General features: G+C 67.4%; 11 protein-coding genes and 1 pseudogene. 4 read left to right on the top strand and 8 right to left on the bottom strand.

Going from position 1 to position 17,136, the window contains the following annotated elements; genetic code table 11:
• A partial coding sequence (locus tag ABZ293_RS36255) for a Tn3 family transposase (RefSeq protein ID WP_355188238.1) occupies positions 1–574 on the top strand: 574 nt, incomplete at its 5' end.
• 355 nt (positions 575–929) lie between these two features.
• Positions 930–2,561, top strand: coding sequence for an MFS transporter (locus ABZ293_RS36250; protein ID WP_355188246.1), 1,632 nt, complete (start codon positions 930–932; stop codon positions 2,559–2,561).
• A gap of 398 nt (positions 2,562–2,959) precedes the next feature.
• Here the strand turns inward: ABZ293_RS36250 and ABZ293_RS36245 are convergent, their stop codons facing one another.
• Entirely contained in the window at positions 2,960–3,283 is a 324-nt protein-coding gene (locus ABZ293_RS36245; RefSeq protein ID WP_355188236.1) for a DUF4158 domain-containing protein, read from the bottom strand.
• 214 nt (positions 3,284–3,497) lie between these two features.
• Complete coding sequence (locus ABZ293_RS36240) at positions 3,498–3,764, bottom strand: hypothetical protein (RefSeq protein WP_355188234.1); 267 nt, start codon at positions 3,762–3,764, stop codon at positions 3,498–3,500.
• Here ABZ293_RS36240 and ABZ293_RS36235 point away from each other — a divergent pair.
• Positions 3,648–3,956 carry an Rv1535 domain-containing protein gene (locus ABZ293_RS36235; RefSeq protein WP_355188244.1) on the top strand — a complete coding sequence of 103 codons (309 nt, stop codon included), beginning with the start codon at positions 3,648–3,650 and terminating at the stop codon, positions 3,954–3,956. The two genes, ABZ293_RS36240 and ABZ293_RS36235, sit on opposite strands and share 117 nt — an antisense overlap.
• A 53-nt stretch (positions 3,957–4,009) precedes the next feature.
• Here ABZ293_RS36235 and ABZ293_RS36230 read toward each other — a convergent pair.
• From ABZ293_RS36230 to ABZ293_RS36205, 6 genes and pseudogenes are all read right to left on the bottom strand, one after another.
• Positions 4,010–6,280, bottom strand: a pseudogene (locus tag ABZ293_RS36230) (cation-translocating P-type ATPase); the annotation flags it as partial.
• 1,992 nt (positions 6,281–8,272) lie between these two features.
• Entirely contained in the window at positions 8,273–8,722 is a 450-nt protein-coding gene (locus tag ABZ293_RS36225) for a hypothetical protein (RefSeq protein WP_355188232.1), read from the bottom strand.
• Between the two features lie 523 nt (positions 8,723–9,245).
• Complete coding sequence (locus tag ABZ293_RS36220) at positions 9,246–10,517, bottom strand: SGNH/GDSL hydrolase family protein (RefSeq protein WP_355188230.1); 1,272 nt, start codon at positions 10,515–10,517, stop codon at positions 9,246–9,248.
• 723 nt (positions 10,518–11,240) lie between these two features.
• Positions 11,241–11,678 (bottom strand): ester cyclase, encoded by a 438-nt coding sequence (locus ABZ293_RS36215; RefSeq protein ID WP_355188228.1) that lies wholly within the window; start codon positions 11,676–11,678, stop codon positions 11,241–11,243.
• Between the two features lie 28 nt (positions 11,679–11,706).
• Complete coding sequence (locus ABZ293_RS36210) at positions 11,707–13,044, bottom strand: carotenoid oxygenase family protein (protein ID WP_355188226.1); 1,338 nt, start codon at positions 13,042–13,044, stop codon at positions 11,707–11,709.
• Positions 12,969–14,306, bottom strand: coding sequence for an MFS transporter (locus ABZ293_RS36205; RefSeq protein WP_355188224.1), 1,338 nt, complete (start codon positions 14,304–14,306; stop codon positions 12,969–12,971). Before ABZ293_RS36205 ends, ABZ293_RS36210 begins: the two co-directional genes overlap by 76 nt.
• A 111-nt stretch (positions 14,307–14,417) precedes the next feature.
• Here ABZ293_RS36205 and ABZ293_RS36200 point away from each other — a divergent pair, with 111 nt between their 5' ends.
• Positions 14,418–17,018 carry an AAA family ATPase gene (locus ABZ293_RS36200; RefSeq protein WP_355188222.1) on the top strand — a complete coding sequence of 867 codons (2,601 nt, stop codon included), beginning with the start codon at positions 14,418–14,420 and terminating at the stop codon, positions 17,016–17,018.
• Positions 17,019–17,136 lie beyond the last annotated feature (118 nt).

The raw sequence follows: 17,136 nt of genomic DNA, 5'->3' as shown, positions 1-17,136 counted from the left end.
GATACGACAAACTCGCCGTCCGCTTCCTGGCTACCGTCCACATCGCCGCCATCGACCTGTGGCTACGGTGACCCGACTTTCGAAACACGGCCTAGTCGGCAAGCTGTTGGCCTCCGGGCGGCAGAACACCCTGGCCGCCGCGCTCGAGGAGTACGGGGCACTCCGGCGCACCATCTACGCCGCGAAATACCTCTCCGCCCCGGACTACCGACGCAAGATCACCCGCCAGCTCAACAAGGGCGAATCCTTGCATGCCCTGCGCCGCGATCTGCTCTACGCCCACGAGGGCATGATCCGGGCCCGGCACCTGGAGGCCCAAACCGAACAAGCCTGGTGCCTCACACTGGCCACGAACGCGGTAATCGCCTGGACCACAGAGTATTACGGGCTCGCGGTCGAGCAGATGCGCCGCAGCGGGCGGCGCATCGATGACGAGGTACTCGCCCATATCTCGCCCGCGCACAGCGAGAACATCAACTTCTTCGGCGCGATCGAGGTCGACGTCGATGCCGAACTCGCCCAGCTCGGGCCGACCGGGTACCGACCGCTGCGGGTGCGCGACACCCTCTTCTGACCTCGCCCAGTGCCCAGAGCGCCTGTCATCGAAATCCGATAATGCCGAGTTGCGTGCGTTCATCATCGGGGGGCTGTGGCGTATTGGTTATTGCTCCGTCGAGACCCACCGAAACCTCAAAAAGTCCGCCATAGGGCATAAAAACCGCTCATATGCAAATGAGTTCAAGGGCATAAGATCCGTTGAGATGCAATCCGTCATAGGTCATAAAATCTGCTGGGATGCAAATACGTCACAGGGCATGGAATTCGTCCAGATGCAATTGATTGGATAAATATCTCAGTAATTGATTGGGGCGTGATGATTGTTTACGGTCCAGTCGTCAGGTTCTCTCCGATCGAATCCAAGGGTGTTCATGACCGCGTCCCCAACGTTGCCGAAGTTCAGGCAGCATTTGATCCTTGCTGTTCTCATGTTCTCCCAGCTGGTGATCTGGCTGGACAACACCATCCTCAGTGTCGCCTTGGAAACTCTTGCGGACCCGGTCAGCGGACTGGGTGCCAGCCCGGCCGAGCTTCAATGGGCCACAGGCGCATACACTCTGGTCTTCGCCACCTTGATGTTCACCGCAGGCGCACTGGGCGATAGCTTCGGTCACCGGACTGTGCTCACAACTGGAATGGTGATCTTCGCAGGGGCCTCGATATGGGCAGCGTACGCAAGTGACCCAAGCCAACTAATTGCCGCCCGAGCCGCGATGGGAATAGGCGCCGCGCTGATCATGCCTGCCAATTTTGCCATCCTTTTGTGGACCTTCACCGGCCCCGCGCGGGCAACCGCGATCACCATTTCCTCGACCGCCGCCGGTGTCGGAATGGCTGCGGGCCCGGTGTTGGCGGGGCTCCTTCTCGGCCAGTTTTGGTGGGGCTCGGCCTTCCTCGTCAACGTCCCGGTTGCGGTGCTGGCGTTGGCCGGGATCGCCATGCTGGTTCCTAATTTCCGCAGTCCCACCGTGCGGCCGCTGGACCCGGCTGGGATGTTGCTCTCGATCAGCGGACTCGCCGCGTTGGCCTACGGGCTGATCCGTGCGGGGCAGGTGGTCAACTGGAGCCGTCCGGATGTCTGGGCGCCGATCGGCGCCGGACTGGCCTTGTTGGTAGCTTTCGCACTCGTCGAACTGCGAATCAAGGCGCCCAGTTTCGATCCCCGACTGCTCGCGCAACGGGTATTCGGTGGCGGGAACGCGGCCATGGCATTGCTCTTCTTTTCTGTGGCTGCCATAACTTTTTATAACGCGTTTTATCTGCAGGGTGCACTTGGCTTCTCGCCGATGAAGGCAGGCTTGGCCAATGTCTCGACCGCAGTCGGCGCGGTCGTGGGTGCGCCCCTTGGCGCGCGTCTGGTTCGCCGCTGGTCGCTACGCCCTGTCGCCGTACCAGCGCTAACCGTGGCGGCGCTATCCATGGGCGCGGTCGGATTGCTCGGACTGCAGACCCCCCTCGTCTGGATCGAGATCATGTTGTTGGTCCAGGGTCTTTCGGTCGGCATGATGATGCCAGTGACGGGAGCACTGATCAGCATCCTGCCGTTGGAACGGGCAGGTGCCGGGTCGGCCGTCACCCACACTGCGCGACAGACCGGCAGCGTGATCGGGATCGCGGTAGGCGGCACGATCATGTCGATCGTGTATCGGCGCGCGATCGAACCCTCGCTGAGCGATGTACCCGAGCAGGTGCAGGACCAGGCGCGGGTTTCCGCCGAACAGGCCAGGCATGTCGCCACCGCGATTCACCGGCCCACTCTTGCGCAGGCTGCCGATAATGCGTTTATCCATGCCATGCACGTTGGCGCGGGCTGGATCATGCTCATTGCACTCTTCGGCGCAGCTGTGCTGGCATTCGCCTTGCGTCCTGTCGGGAAGCCGACGGGTCTGGCGCAGGAGCCGGCCGACGGTCGAGGAGGCAGCCGCTTCGCGACTGAGGCCACCCCCCATTCCGGGGCCGATAACCAGCCCGCTCATGAGAGCACTGACGTGGGCAACCGCTAACAGTTCGGAATGGCGTCGACAGGCAGCATGGCCGGTGACCTCGGTCGATGAGGCGCGGGCGACCTAGCGCACTACCCACCGACGAGGCCCCGGTGAAATAGCCAGTGGCAGCTGCCCATGTACCGGCGGAGTGGACGCATATCGCGTATTCGACAGCTTTGCCCGAGTGCCTTCGTTGCCCCGGATAATGGGCTGTTATCCGGGGCAAGAGGAAGAACGACCCGGGGCGATCCCGACGGCCGTGCTACATGAAGCGACCCCGTTATCCGGGGCAAGCGGTGAGGAGGCCAGCCGATGGCGGGAACCGTGCGCCGGATCCGGACGGCCGCGCCCCGCACGGTGCGGGCATCGGCGGAAGAGTTCCTGGACACGGTCCGCTCGCCGAACACCCGCCGTGCCTACGGCATCGCCATCGTCAAGACCGCCGACCGCATCGACGGCGCGCTCCCGTCGAGCCGGGCGCTGGCGTCGGTGTCGGACACCGAGATCGGCGACGCGTTGGAAGCCTCCACCAGCTCCGCCGGTACATCCAGCGGATCGGCCAGGAACATCCCCAGGTCGCGGACCGTCACGACCTGGACCGCGAACCCGACCCGGTTGTAATCCCGGCGACGTGCCGCGATCAACCGCCGATCCTCATCATCCAGATAGAAGAACCGCTCCAACTCCACCCGCGACAACACACCGATCCCCCCGTAACCGGGCACACCATCGTCAATCACGCCGACATGAAATCACCAGCACAACAACCAGATTCAACCCGTCCGCTTACCGTGACTTTTCTCCCGGATGCTCCTCAACCCCCGAATACACCATGAACGTCAAACCCATGGCCCCCACCCTCGTGGCTGGCAGATGTCGCGGGTGACGCTGATGGGGGAGTGTGGCGGCCCGCTGGTCTGGCGTCGTGGGGCTGGACAGCGGCCCGCCATTCGGTCAAGCCTCTTCGAGGGCTTCGCCGACCTCGTGTGCGAGGCGATTGTGCTGATTCTCCACCAGCCAATGACCGGTCGCGAGGACCAGCGCGACGGGCCATTCGATGATTTCTGCCACGGCCAGCGCGCCGAGTGCACCGTAATATGCCAAATGCTCGGGCGGAGGGATGCGCACCCGACCTACCACCGGCAGGTCCACCGCGAAACTGTGCGCGGCCACCACCCGATCGACGGCGTTTCGGTGGCTCGTAGCCGATTTTTCGGCCATCTGTTGCCTCCCGGTCATGATGTGTTCGAGAGTTCGACGATTGACTTCCGCACCGTGTCTGGCGTGATGACAAATGGTGTAGGAGCCGGCTCGGATCCGTTGGCGGGTGCGCTGACGCAGGTGCTGACCGTGCCGTTGCGCGAGTTGTACGCGGTGCTGTGGCGCTTTGGAGTCATCGAGATCGTCGACTGATCATCCCGCTGTCGATCCTGCGCGGCGAACAGACGCGGAGCGACGGCAGCGACGGCGGTCGCGACGGCGGCCGTCGACAACGCCTGCGACCAACCGATCGGCCCCAGCGGCGTGCTGCCGAGCAGTTGACTCACTCCCGGTGTGCTGATCAGCGCGCCGAGTGCCAACAGTGAGCCGGCCGCGGTGCAGACCACCAGCGGGCTGCGCGAGTCGATGAGCGTCTGCCCCAATTGCGTCGCGACCAACGCCACCAGTGCGACCGTCGACGCTCGCCGCCGCCGGCCCGTCAATCGTGCCAATACCCATGCGGCCGTCGCGGCGGAGGCGGTCGTCGCACCGCGCACCGCCACCGTCCGCCACAATGCGGCTCGGTCGGGGCCCCGACCGGTATGACGCAGCGCGGCACTGGGCGGGCTGATGGCAAGAGCTGCGGCCGGCAGCGCATCGGTGAGGATGTTGACCAGCAGCAATTGGCGGGTATTCAGCGGTGTTCGGCCGGTGAACGCGGTGCCCGCGATCGCGAAAGCCACCTCGCCCGCGTTGCCGCCGAGCAGCACGGCCACTGCCGCCTGCACGCGCCGCCACAGTTGCCTGCCTTCGTCGAGGGCGTCCAGCAGCGAGCGGATCCGCCCGTCGAGCAGCATGACGTCCGCCGCAATGCGGGCCGGGTCGCTGCCGTGCGCGGCCACGCCGATGCCGACGGTTGCGGTGCGGATGGCCGCCGCGTCGTTGGCGCCGTCGCCGACCATGGCGCATACGTGACCCAGTCGCTGAATTGTCTCGACGATCTGCACCTTGTTTTCGGGTGACATTCGTGCAAACACCCGCCGGCTCTGCACCGCCCGTTCCTGATCGCGCCGGGGCAACGCCTCCCATTCGGGACCGCTGATCACCTGATCGTCGTCGACAGGCAGGCCTACCGCGGCAGCGACCGCAGCGGCCGTCACGGGGTGGTCACCGGTGATCAGACGCACCCCGATACCCCTGTCGGCCAACTCGGCCAGCACTTCGTTCGCGTCCGCGCGCGGTGTGTCCGACAGTCCAAGCAATCCGGCGAACCGCAGTCCGTCGCCGCATAAATCGGCGAAGACGTCGGCATCGTCACGTACCGATCGCGCCTGCGATGCCGAAAGCCCCCGTGTGGCTACGGCAATCACCCGCAGCCCCTCGGCGGCCATCTTGCGCACCTGCCGCTGCACCTCCTCGTCGGCGTCCGCGCACGCGGCGAGCACCACCTCCGGCGCACCCTTGATCGACAACATCTCGCCGCCCACGGATGCCGAGAACGGGCGACCCGACCGGAACGGCAGATGCACCGCCGACCCGCCGCGGTCGAGGTGCCGCCCGGCCTCGGCGACCGCGCGATCGGTGGCATGTTCGTGCGGCTCGCCGTTGGCGAGCGGCGTGGCCCGGACGGCGTGGATGAGCACATCGTCGTCGGACAATCCGTTCGCGGCGAATATCGTCGTCACCCGCAGCCGGTTCTCGCTGAGCGTTCCCGTCTTGTCGAAGCACACCACGTCGACACGGCCGAGCGCCTCGACCGATCGCGGACTGCGCACCAGCGCGCCCGCGCGGGTCAGCCGCCGCGCCGACGCCTGCTGAGCCAGCGTCGCGACCAGCGGCAGCCCCTCCGGAACAGCGGCCACGCTGACGGCCACACCGCCACGGACGGCCTGCCGCAGACCGGTGTGCCACAGCAACCCGAGCGCGGTGACCACGCCCCCGCCGGCAAGGCTGAGTGGCCACGCCTTGTTCGTCAGATCCTTGAGCTGGGCCTGCAGGCCGGCTGCCGAACTGTCCGCGGGCGGAGTCGCGGCGGTTCGGCGCGCCTGCGTCTGCTCACCGACGCCGGTCACGATCGCGGTCGCGGTGCCCGCGACCACGGTCGTGGCGGCGAAGAGTATGCAGGCCCGCTCGGCGACGGGTGCTGCTGGTGTGGCCTCGACTTGCTTGGCTACCGGCAGCGACTCCCCGGTCAATGACGACTCGTCGACTTCCACATCGGGTGCGTGGGTGAGCCGCGCGTCGGCGGGCACCACTTCACCGGGTCGCACCTCGATGATGTCTCCGGGGCTCAGGTCGGCGGCATGGACCGTCGCGTAGCGATCGGCGCCAACCAGCTTGCGGGCCGGTGGGTCCTGCGTGGCGAGCAGTCGCCGCAGCAGCCGTTCGGCCCGAATCCGCTGGGTCGCCGCCAAGGCCGCGTTACCGGCGAGTACCGACCCGACCAGGATCGCGTCGACGGGGGATCCCAGCACCGCGCTGGCGGCCGATCCCACCGCCAGCACCGGGATCAACGGGTCGGACAGCTCGTCGCGCATCGCGCCGGCGAAATCCCCTACTGCCCGGCGCACCGGATCGATGACCGACTGCGCAGGGCGGGCGGCGGCCGCCAGCCGAGACTCCTTTGGCGCTCGGGAGGGTTGCGGCGGCGGCAGCATGCGATGCACCTGCTCGACGGACATGGCATGCCACTCGTGCACGCTCGCGGCAGGCGGCGGTGGCGCCGCGAGCGCTGCGCGGGCGAGCCGGTATCCCGTCCATGTGCCGGCGGCGGCCCCTGCCGTGACCGGACCCGAGCCGCGGCCCCGCACCCCGGGAATCATCAGCAGCGCACCCAAAAGCGAAGCGCCGGTCGCGATTTCGACACCGCGTTCACTGGCTCGACGTGCGGCGGGCAGCGCGTGCACGATCCGCCACACGCTGTCCAGGTCGTCGACGAGCACGTCGGCATGCCACGACGGCGGACTGTGCGCGGTGATACCGATCGAGACGTCGGCGTCGGCCAGTGCCTGTGCTGCGGCACTCGACACCATCGCGACCGTGCGGCCCTCCCGCTGCAACCGGTGCACCGTGTGGGCGAGCGCCGCGTCGATGGTCCCGTTCATCGGATCGAGGTCGTCGAAGGACGAGCGCAGGTCGCCCAGCGTGTCGACGTCGACCGACACCAGCGCGGCGCCGCTGCGGCGCACTTCGCCGAGCACCGCCGACGCCAATGGATGATGGGCGTAGCGCACCAGCACTGTGCTGCGCCTGCCATTGCCGGACACCGACCGTGTCACCGGCTGCAACCCGGGTTGTAATGCGCCGCAGGCCAATTGGTCCTGCGCCCACTGCCAGACCACCACCCGTTCGTGCTCGGGCACATCGCGGATGCGCACAACCCGCAGTTCGTCGCAGCACAATGCCCGAGGGTCGAGCACCACGGCATCGATCCGGTCGAGGCGCCGGAACGCCTGGGGCCGCAAGGGCAGCATGCCGTGCCGGTCGGCCAGGCCGCGCGCGAATGTTGCGGCGAACGACTCGCGGCTGGTGCGGGCCGCTTTGGGCGCGGCGACCATGACGGCGGTGGCGGCGGTGGTGAGGTCGGCGGTGAGAATGCCGGCCGCCGGTGCGGCGGCCGCCTGCGCCAGTCCGCTGCGGTTTCCGTGGCGCTCAACGGGCCCCGGTGGCAGCGGCTCCGGTCGATCATCGGACCGGACGCCGTCGACACACGTTGCGTGCGGCGCCAGCCCGGGTTCGCGGCGTTGCCAGATGGTGGCCGCGGCGCGCGTCTCGGCGGCTTTCGCGAGGTGGATGAACATGTCGACGCCCAGTGATGCCGGTTCTTGGGTGACGGTGTTTGCGGCGGCCATGGCAAGCGCGATCGCGATATCAGCGGCGTTGGTGCCGAGGCGCTGTTCGACGGCGCGACGCAGCCGAGGCTGGTAGTCGATGAGCGCGACAACGGCGTTGAGCCCCGTCGGTAGCCGCCCCAAACCGACCACCCGCCCGGCCAGCGCGACGCTCAGCCCGACGGCATTCACCGCCGCCGAGACCAAGTTGCCAGCGAGCACGATGCCGTCAGCGGGCAGGTCGATCGGTGTGTGAGCGAATCCGGGGTGCCGACTTTCGGCAGCGGCCACTACGTCACACAGCTCGTCCACGGACGCCGTGTCGCCCACCTCTGCGATAACGCGCGATAGCGGGTAGTTGAGCGTCGCCGAGATCACCTCAGGATGCGCGCGCAGGGCGGCGAGTACCGCCGGGCCCGCATCGTGGTCCGGCTCGCGCTCGGAGAGGCCACGCACTTCGATCCAGCATCGTTCCTCGCCGCGCCAACGGCGCCGGGCCTGCTGACCGCCGAGCAATTCCGACGTGACAGCGGTAATCGCCTCGACCACCCGGCCCGCGGGCATCGTGCGCACCGGCAAGGTCACGAGGTCCACGCCCACCGCGGTGACGACCGCAGCGGACCGCACACCCGTATTGAGAGCGCGTAGGGGCAGTGACCCGGAGGTCCGTATCAATCGGCTCAGGTCCATCGGCGACGGCTAACGCGTACTCGGCGCGCGTCGCGGCCGGGCCACCGCCTTCTGCGCGGGGGTACCACCCTTGTGGGCTGGGGTACCACCTTTGTCGCCTCGGCGGGGCGCTCGGTCCTGTTGCGAGTGCGGCTCGCGGTGTGCGGGACGACCGCCGCCGTCGGGCGACGAGCGCCTGCTCGACCGCTGACCGATCTGCCGGACCACCAGTGCGGCGCCTCCGACGGTCAGCAGCACAGGCCAGTCCACCAAACCCGTGGCGCCGATCGCCGCGACGGTCAGCGCGGCCGCCGGTGCTGAGTGGCTACCGCTGCTCAGCCCGTTCTTCACACCGGCCGCGACACCCTGCACGCCGCCGATCACGCCATTGACGGCGGCGCCGCTCACGGCCCCGGCCGCAGCTGTGGTCGCGTCGGCCGTCCAGGTAATCATGTCCACCACGCCATCGGAAATGTTCATCGTCACTCCATCGCGTTCGCCGTCGGACATCACCGGGCAAATCGGAGTTTACCCGGAATCGGGTCATGCGACCGGGTCGTCGAACAAGTACGCGTCAGCTTGGCAGACCCGCTCTCCAACACTGATAAGCAGGGATTTGTCACACAAAATCCAGATATGTTGCGACATGGTCACGACGCCGAACTACTGCCGGACGGAGTAGTTGCGATCCGCCGCTCAACGATGCGGGATCCGATTGGACAATTCTCGGCAATCTTCCAGAAACGGTCAGGGAACGTCACATCCAGCCGTTTGGCAACCTCGGTAGGAACTTTCACGTAGAACTCCTCGACGGAGCGGTGGGAGCGAATACGAACGGACCTGTCCCCCTTCAGAATTGATCGACTTCGACGACTTGGCCCGATATCCGCAGCGACAGGGGAACAGGCCTTTCTGTCGGTGCCCTCGACCATCAGCATGGCCTTGACGCACGTCGCCTCGGCCGTGCTGGACGATGCCCGCAACGGATACGGGCGCAAGGGCATCACAACCTGTCGATATCGACTGCCGCGGCCATGGCGTGGTACCCCGCGTCGTTCGGGTGTAGATGGTCGCCGCTGTCGTAGATCGGAGCGATCTTCTCCGTGTCGACCGAATCGGCAATCGCCGTGGCGAAATCCGCGACTCCGTCGAACGCACCGGAATTGCGGATCCAATCGTTGATTGCGTGGCGCTTTGCGGCCGACCGGGTGGAGTAGTGGTCCGAGTCACCGAATGGCAGCATCGTCGCGCCGACGACCTTGATGCCGCGTTCATGAGCCTTCTTGATCAGCGCACGGTATCCGGCGATGACTTGATCGGCGGAGACGTCCGCGCTGGGTTTGTACGTTGGCTGATCGGTCTCACTGAACCCGATGTCGTTGACACCTTCGAGGACGATCACGCTGCGCACTCCTGGTTTGTCGAGGGCATCGCGCTCGAACCGAGCAGCGGCACGGTCTCCGTACCAAGCGGAATCGTTGACCACCAGGTTCCCGCCGATGCCCTCGTTCAGCACGGCGCGCTGCTTGCCCGCGAGCGCCAGTCGGTCGGCGAGTGCGTCCGTATAGCGGCGGTTGGCACCTGCGGTCGAGGCGAAACCATCGGTGATCGAATCGCCGAGCGCTACGACGGTGTCTCGCCGGACCGGACCATCCGACATCTCGACATCGGTCAGGTAATACCAGGATTTCGTGTGCTCGCCGAAAGCTGTCGCGCCTGTATCGGTCACGTGATCTCCGGCCGAGCGGTATGTGTCGGTCCACGCCTGTGAGTGGAAAGTGGCAGGGCCGGTGGTGCCTGCGAAATAGAGTGTCACCGTTACCGACTCGAGCGGCGCTACTCGCAATTCCGCTGCATCACTTGCTACTTCTGCACCGGCAGGAATAACGACATGCTCGGATGAGTCGAACGTCAACGGCCGCAGCGAATCCGGCCGGGTCGCCGCACCGTTGGCGGCAAGGGCGATGGTCGCGCCGGTTACTTCGAGTGGGCTCGCACCGAACCGGTTGGATAAGCGGATCCTCGCGTTGCCGCCACCGTTGGTGACTCGCACCACCTGACGGATGGTCTGTCCAGAGAATCCCTCTTCGGACCAGTTCGGGCCGAATCCGGCCGATGGCCGCTGCATCGCCGCCGACCAGGCCGCTGACCATGACTGCTCCATACCGTTCGATATCGAGCCGCCGTGGTCGGCGCCGCATGCCGACAGAGTCGCCGCCGCCACCGCCGCGACGGCTGCCAGCACCCCAGCAACGCTCAGCGATTTCTGCACCATCTCGATCCCTCGACTTCGTGATTGGTCGCAATCCGAGAGCCTCGCCAGGCTAACGGGTCACGAGTTCCATTAAGATGTCCGACGGTATCAGAAGTGCACGACTAATGGAACCTGAATCCCATTTATGTGCGGGGTGCTGTTTGGCGGCCGGCGGCCGGACGCACTGTCCTGAGCCATATCGCAGTACCGCCTGACAGCGAGGTCGATCGCGGCCGAGTCGCAACCCGACGCGGCACCGTGATCCCCTGGATCCCGCAAGGAGCAAACGGTCGGCGCAGAAGCTGAGCGCCCCAATACTTCTGGAGCATCTGCATTGTGCTGATGTCCGCGAAGCACGGCATCGCTATGCCCGGAGGCGCCATCAGCCGTGTCGGGGGCCCGGGTCTGCGGTGCGGAGTGCACAAGCGGTGTGGGCCGATCGCTCGGACAACGAACTTTCCGCACACATAAGAATGCTCCCCGGAGATCGGAACTGATTTTCTCAGTCCAACTTCCGGGGAGCAGCTCAGCAGCGGTACCACCGCTCAACTCACTTCGACACAGGCCCTAGCCGAGGCGCACAGATCCGTCGCTGACACGGCCCGTTGGAGAACAACTCTCCGGTCCAAGCGCGACGCGACACCCTCGAATGACCACTTCCCACGCCGAATCCGCGACGGCGTGCACCCGAGGAGGACGAGGAACCGGATCGTTGCTACCAGCGAAGGAGCTGGCTGGAGTAGTTCAGGTAGAGACGCCGAGCTGGGCCAGCAGCACGTGGATATCGGAGTTGATCCAGTACTCCGCGAACTTGCCGTCCTCGACGCGCAGCACGTCGGTGCCCGCGAAACGGATCGCGGCACCTACCGTTGCCGTCGCGCCGGGGAACCCGCCGCCGTAGGTTCCGGTGGCGATCCACCGGACCGCGCAGCGGTCACCGTCCACGATCGGACCCACCTCCACCTGAAACACCAACTCGGAGAAGGCGGCCCGAGTCTGTGCGATCCACGCGACCAATCCCTGCGGGCCTCGCACCGCACTGCCGTCACCACCGTCGAGCAGCGCGGCATGCACAGTGAAGTTGGGGGCGATGATGTCGTCGGCGGGGCTGTAGTCGCCGTTCCAGATGGTGAGCCAGCTGGAGAACAGCTGCCCGACAGTGCTGCCGGTCGTTGATTCCATGACGAAAATCCTTGGTCGAGCGGTGGTTTCAGCTCTGGGCCGGGATCCAGTGCCCGTGGATGCCGGCGGGCACTCGCTGCGGGAGATCGACGGTGGCAATCGGCTCGGACAGATCCGAGGCGTCGAGGATGAGCAACTGGGACGCGTCGGCCTCGATATCGCTGACGACGGTGAGCAGATAGCCGTCGTCCTCGCGGGTCGCCCCGGCGGCGGGCGCGAAGACGGCCTCGCCGGGCATACGTGCCGGTCCGTGCGCGAACAGCTGTCGCTCGCCGGTCCGGGTGTCGAATTTGACTGTGTGATAGCCGGTCAGTCCGGCTCCCGGGAAAGCGACCGCGTAGCTGTAGCGATTCGGTGCTCCGGTCAGATCGTCGTTGATGGCGGGGAATTCGACGACCAGATCGTCCAGCGCCTCCTCGGTCGCGGTGCCGGTGGCGGGGTCGAGAATCCAGCGATGGAGCGTGGTGCCGACGCCGGGGGTGTCGGGGTAGCCCGGGGCGGCGATCCACCATTTCCAGGAGGTTTCCCAGGCCGAGCGGTCGAAGCGCGGGCATTCGAGCACGACGCGTCCACGGTCGTCGACATAGGAGTTGGCGACGTGCAGGATGGCCGCCTGGCTGTCGATGTCGAACCAGCTGATCTCTCCCGAGCCGTGCCTGGGCAGCACGCCGATCCGGAACGGCGCGTCGTCGTGCCAGCGGTAGGGGATTCCGGAGTGCTCGGCGGGATCGAAGACGACCGGGGAATGCAGGAATACGGCATGCTCACGGGTGATCGCGAAATCGTGCATGAGCGAGGGCCCTGCACCGTCGATCGTGGTCGCCCGGATGATCTCGCCGGACGCGTCCGCGATGTAGTAGATCAGATAGGGCGGGAACGGGCTGTAGGAGAAGAAGTGCAGCTCTCCCGTGACCGGATCCACCTTGGGATGCGCGGTCATCGAACTGGTCAGCTTCCCGCCGAAGTCGTAGACGCCGACCGTGTCCAGTTCGCCGGTGACTTCCCAGGGCAGGTTGGCCTCCTGCAGCGCCAGATAGCGTCCGCCGTGGAAGATGATATTGGTCGCGGCGGCGCTGACCTCGAGTTCGGTGCCCGTGAACGGAACCCCGTCCAAATAGGGCGTCTTGACCCAGCGATTGCGGTACCATTGCGCGCGCCCGCCGGACAGCCGGATACCGTGCAGCATCCCCGCACCGCGGAACCAATGGGTCGGTGTCACACCCGGTTTGGGATTGTGACCATTGCGGAAGTAACGGCCGTCCAGGTCGTCGGGCAGTGTTCCGTGGACGGTCAGCTCGAATGCGGTGAGCTCGTCGGGGGTCGGTGCGTAGTGCCCGGTGACATAGGGCCTGGGTGGTTGTGCCATATCGATATCGCCTTTCCGGTGACGGTGATGAGGGTGAGCACGGTGATGGCGGCACAGGTCAGGAAGACCGCGCCGAAGGTGGGCAGGACGGTCAGGAAGGACAGGCCGGCGGCGCCGCCGAGCTGGCGGCTCGCATTCACCAGGCCGCCCGCCAGCCCGCTGTCGGTGGCCGGAACTCCGGCGGAGGCCAACGCGGTGATCCGGACGAAGGCCACGCCCATTCCGGCCCCGATGAGCAGGGTGGGACCGAGCAGATCGATGAGAAAGCTTGCAACGGATGGCGTCCGGGCCAGCCAGGCCAGACCGGTTGCAAGCATGAGCAGGCCGACCGGCAGCGTGGCGCGGCTCGGAAGCCGGCCCGCCACCCAGGAGGAGACGGTGATCATCAGCGCCAGCGGAAGCTGGGTCAGCCCGGCGCGTAACGGCGTGTAGCCGAGGGTGTGCTGCTGATACAGCGGCAGGTAGTAGAACAATCCCAGCCAGACGGCGCCGAGCAGCGCCATCGCGACGTTGGGCCACGCGACCGGCGCCATCCGCGGCGGCAGCAGCGGGTCGGCCACGCGCCGCTGCCGAAAGGCGAAGGCCACCAACAGGATCAGTCCCGCGGCCAGCGCCGTCCAGTGGCCCGACAGCCCGTAGGTGAGGGCGACGAGCCCGACGGTGGCGGTGACCACACTCGGAACATCCGGTCGCCCACCGACCGCGGGCCTCGGCTCGACCAACCGCCACGTCGTCAGCAGAACGGCCAATGCGACGGGAACGACCAACAAGAAGACCGACCGCCAGCCGAAGCGATCGGTGAGCAGTCCGCCCAGCAATACACCCGCGGCGCCGCCCGCACCGGATACCGCACCCCAAACCCCCAACGCCACGCCACTGTCCCGGGAATCGCGGTACAGCGTGAGTACCAGGGCCAGCGCCGTCGGTGCCATGAGCGCCGCGCCGAGCCCCTGCACCGATCGGGCCGCGATCAGGGCGGCAATGTCGGGCGCGATCGCCGCGGCCGCTGCGGAAGCCGCGAAAATGCCCGCACCGACGAGGAATACGCGGCGCAGACCGTAGGCGTCGCCGAAGCGCCCGCCCGGCAGCAATAGCGCTCCGAACGCCAGCACATAGGCATTGACCACCCACGACAGGCCGGTCGCCGATGCGCCAAGACCGCTGCGGATCTGCGGCAGGGAGACGTTCACGATGGAGGTGCTGAGCACCACGAGGAACTGCGCGGTAGCCAGCACCGCCAGTGGCAGCCATCGTGTTCTCATGCCCGTCAGCCTGGTGCGCGCCGCGGTTCGCTCGCGTCGGTGATTCCTACCTACTCCGTCTACCTACTCCGTCGTGCCGCCGACCGATTTGTCCGGCATGATGCACCGTGTATGGATTCGTTGATCGGGCGCCGGGATGAGACGGCGCGGCTGCGTGCATTTCTGGACCAGGCGAGGCGGTCGCGGGGCGGTGCCCTGCTGGTCCACGGCGAGCCGGGCATCGGCAAGAGCGCCTTGCTGGCCGACCTCGGTGCAGCGGCCGCCGATTTCGTGATCATGCGGGCCTGCGGCGCCGAATTCGAGACGGAACTGCCGTATTCGGCGCTGCATCAGCTGTGCGCGGCGGCCCTGGCGCATCTGGACGGGCTGCCGCCCGCGCAGGCCAGGGCGTTGCGCATCGCGTTCGGTATGGAGGTCGGAACTCCCGACCCGTTCCTGGTTGGTGCGGCGACGCTCGGGCTGCTGCTCGAATACGACGGGCCGGTGCTGTGTCTCGTCGACGACGCGCAGTGGCTGGACCGCGCCTCGGCCCATGCACTGGCCTTCGTGGCCCGGCGCGTGGATGCCGAACGGGTGGCGATGGTCTTCGCCGCGCGCGACGATGCGGGTGATCTGAATCTGTTGCCGCGGTTGGCGATACCGCGGCTCAGCGATACCGCGGCCCGTGCCCTGCTGGCTCGCGCGCTGCGCGGTCCGCTGGACGATCGGGTCCGCGACCGCATTCTAGCCGAGGCGCGTGGCAACCCGCTGGCCCTGTTGGAACTGCCCGGAACCACCGAATTGGCCGGTCTCACTGGAGATTTCGATCTGCCCGCCCCGGCGGCGGCGGAACGGAGCTATCGCGCCCGTCTGGAGGTGCTGCCCGACCGGGTCCGGCTGCTGCTGACCGTCGCCGCCGCCGAACCCGTCGGCGATCCGTGCCTGCTGTGGCGGGCGGCGGAGCTGCTCGGCATCGAGACAACCGCCGACGACGAGGTGCCACTGGTCGAATTCGGCACCCGGATCCGCTTCGTACATCCCTTGGCCCGCTCCGCGGTCTACCGGGCCGCGACCGATCGCGAGCGGCGGCGGGCGCACGGTGCACTCGCGCGGGTGAGCGATCCGATCGCCGATCCGGACCGCGTGGCCTGGCATCGTGCCCAGGCCAGCGTCGGCCCCGACGAAGACGTGGCCGACGCCCTGGCTCGTTCGGCAGCGCGCGCGCAGGCTCGCGGCGGGGTGGCGGCCGCGGCGGCCTTCCTGGAACGTTCGGCCGCACTGACATTCGATCCGGCACTGCGGGCCGAACGGGTGCTGGCGGCGGCCGAGGCCAAGCTGTCCGCGGGGGATTTCGAGGCCGCCGACGAGCTGCTGTCGACCCTCGCTCCCGACGATCCCCGCATCGACCTGCTGCGCGGCCGAATCTCCTTCGCTCGCTTCCGGGGTGACGACCGTCCCACCGTCCGCCTGCTCCGCGCCGCAGCGAAATTGGCTGTGCACGAACCGGATCGTGCCCGCGCCTGCTATGTGGACGCAATCGAGACGGCCGTGCTGACCGGCGGCCTCGACAGCGTGATCGCGGCCGCGGCGGCCGCGCCGCGCGCCCCGGCGCGGCCCGGCAGTGCCGATATCGTCCTCGACGGCATGGTGGCCTTGACCACCGAGGGGCACGCGGCCGCCACGAAGCTGCTGCGCCCGCTCGTCTCGAACCATCGCGACGAGGTCTGGAGTCGTTGGCCCACACTCGGCTATCTGCTCGCCCTCGAACTGTGGGATCCCGACGCGATACGTGCTATCGCCTCGCGGACCGCCGTATCCGGCCGCAGTTCGGGTTCGCTCCACACGCTGCGGATCGGGCTGGCCATGCTCGCCACCGTCGCCGTGCACGCCGGCGATTTCGGCGCGGCCCAGGAGCTGATCTCCGAGGAGGAGGCGATCGCCGAGGCCACCTCCGCCGCTCCGCTGGTCTACCCGCGCATCCACCTGGCCGCGCTGCGCGGCCGCCGCGCCGACGCCGAAGTGCTGTTCGCCTCGGTGGGACCGCATCTGACTCTCAGCGTGCAGCACGCCACCGCGGTCCTGCACAACGGCCTCGCCGACTATCCCACGGCGCTGCAGGCCGCCGAAGAGGCCGTCGCGACGGGCGATCTGGGCCTGGCCGGCCAGACGCTGCCCGAACTGGTGGAGGCGGCGGTGCACTGTGGCGAGGCGGCGGTGGCCCGGTCCGCGCTCGCGGCACTGACCGAACGCGCTGGCGAGCAGTCGTGGGGACAAGGCGTCGAAGCCTGGGCGCGAGCCATGCTGTACGAGGACGAGGACGCCCACCAGGAAGCCGTCGCGCTGCTGGACTCATGCCCGATGCGGATCTGGTCCGGTCGCGCCCACCTGGTGTACGGCGAGTGGTTGCGCCGCAAGGGACGCCGCCGCGACGCCCGGACCGAATTGCGCCATGCCCACGAGTTGCTGTCCGACTTCGGCGCGGAGGCCTTCGCCGCCCGGGCCGCGGGTGAGCTCCGCGCCACCGGCGAACACGCCCGCCGCCGCACCGCGCAGGCATCCGACGCACTCACCATGCAGGAAGTGCACATCGCGCGCCTGGCCGCCGACGGCGCCACGTCCAAGGAGATCGCGGCCACCCTGTTCCTCAGCCCGCGCACCGTGGAAGCCCACCTCCGCAACATCTTCCGCAAACTCGGCATCACCTCCCGCCGGCAACTGCGCGACATTCGTTGATCGGTCCCTTGTGCCCGAGCGTCGCAGTGCGCGGCGCACCGTGACGGTGATCGTCACGGGCATCAGGAACTCCTGGATCAGGCGCTCGCGTTCGATGCCGGGTTTGTCGAGCAGCTCG

Source organism: Nocardia sp. NPDC005998, assembly GCF_040614395.1.
GTDB lineage: Bacteria > Actinomycetota > Actinomycetes > Mycobacteriales > Mycobacteriaceae > Nocardia.
Note: the sequence above shows the minus strand (reverse complement) of the source record. Positions and strands in the feature narration are given on the sequence as shown.

Excerpts from the sequence above, each read along its gene's own strand:
- ABZ293_RS36240 (WP_355188234.1), bottom strand. The coding sequence starts at position 3,764 with ATGGCCGAAAAATCGGCTACGAGCCACCGAAACGCCGTCGATCGGGTG.
- ABZ293_RS36225 (WP_355188232.1), bottom strand. The coding sequence starts at position 8,722 with ATGAACATTTCCGATGGCGTGGTGGACATGATTACCTGGACGGCCGAC.
- ABZ293_RS36235 (WP_355188244.1), top strand. The coding sequence starts at position 3,648 with ATGCTCGGGCGGAGGGATGCGCACCCGACCTACCACCGGCAGGTCCAC.
- ABZ293_RS36200 (WP_355188222.1), top strand. The coding sequence starts at position 14,418 with ATGGATTCGTTGATCGGGCGCCGGGATGAGACGGCGCGGCTGCGTGCA.
- ABZ293_RS36210 (WP_355188226.1), bottom strand. The coding sequence starts at position 13,044 with ATGGCACAACCACCCAGGCCCTATGTCACCGGGCACTACGCACCGACC.
- ABZ293_RS36250 (WP_355188246.1), top strand. The coding sequence starts at position 930 with ATGACCGCGTCCCCAACGTTGCCGAAGTTCAGGCAGCATTTGATCCTT.
- ABZ293_RS36220 (WP_355188230.1), bottom strand. The coding sequence starts at position 10,517 with ATGGTGCAGAAATCGCTGAGCGTTGCTGGGGTGCTGGCAGCCGTCGCG.
- ABZ293_RS36205 (WP_355188224.1), bottom strand. The coding sequence starts at position 14,306 with ATGAGAACACGATGGCTGCCACTGGCGGTGCTGGCTACCGCGCAGTTC.
- ABZ293_RS36215 (WP_355188228.1), bottom strand. The coding sequence starts at position 11,678 with ATGGAATCAACGACCGGCAGCACTGTCGGGCAGCTGTTCTCCAGCTGG.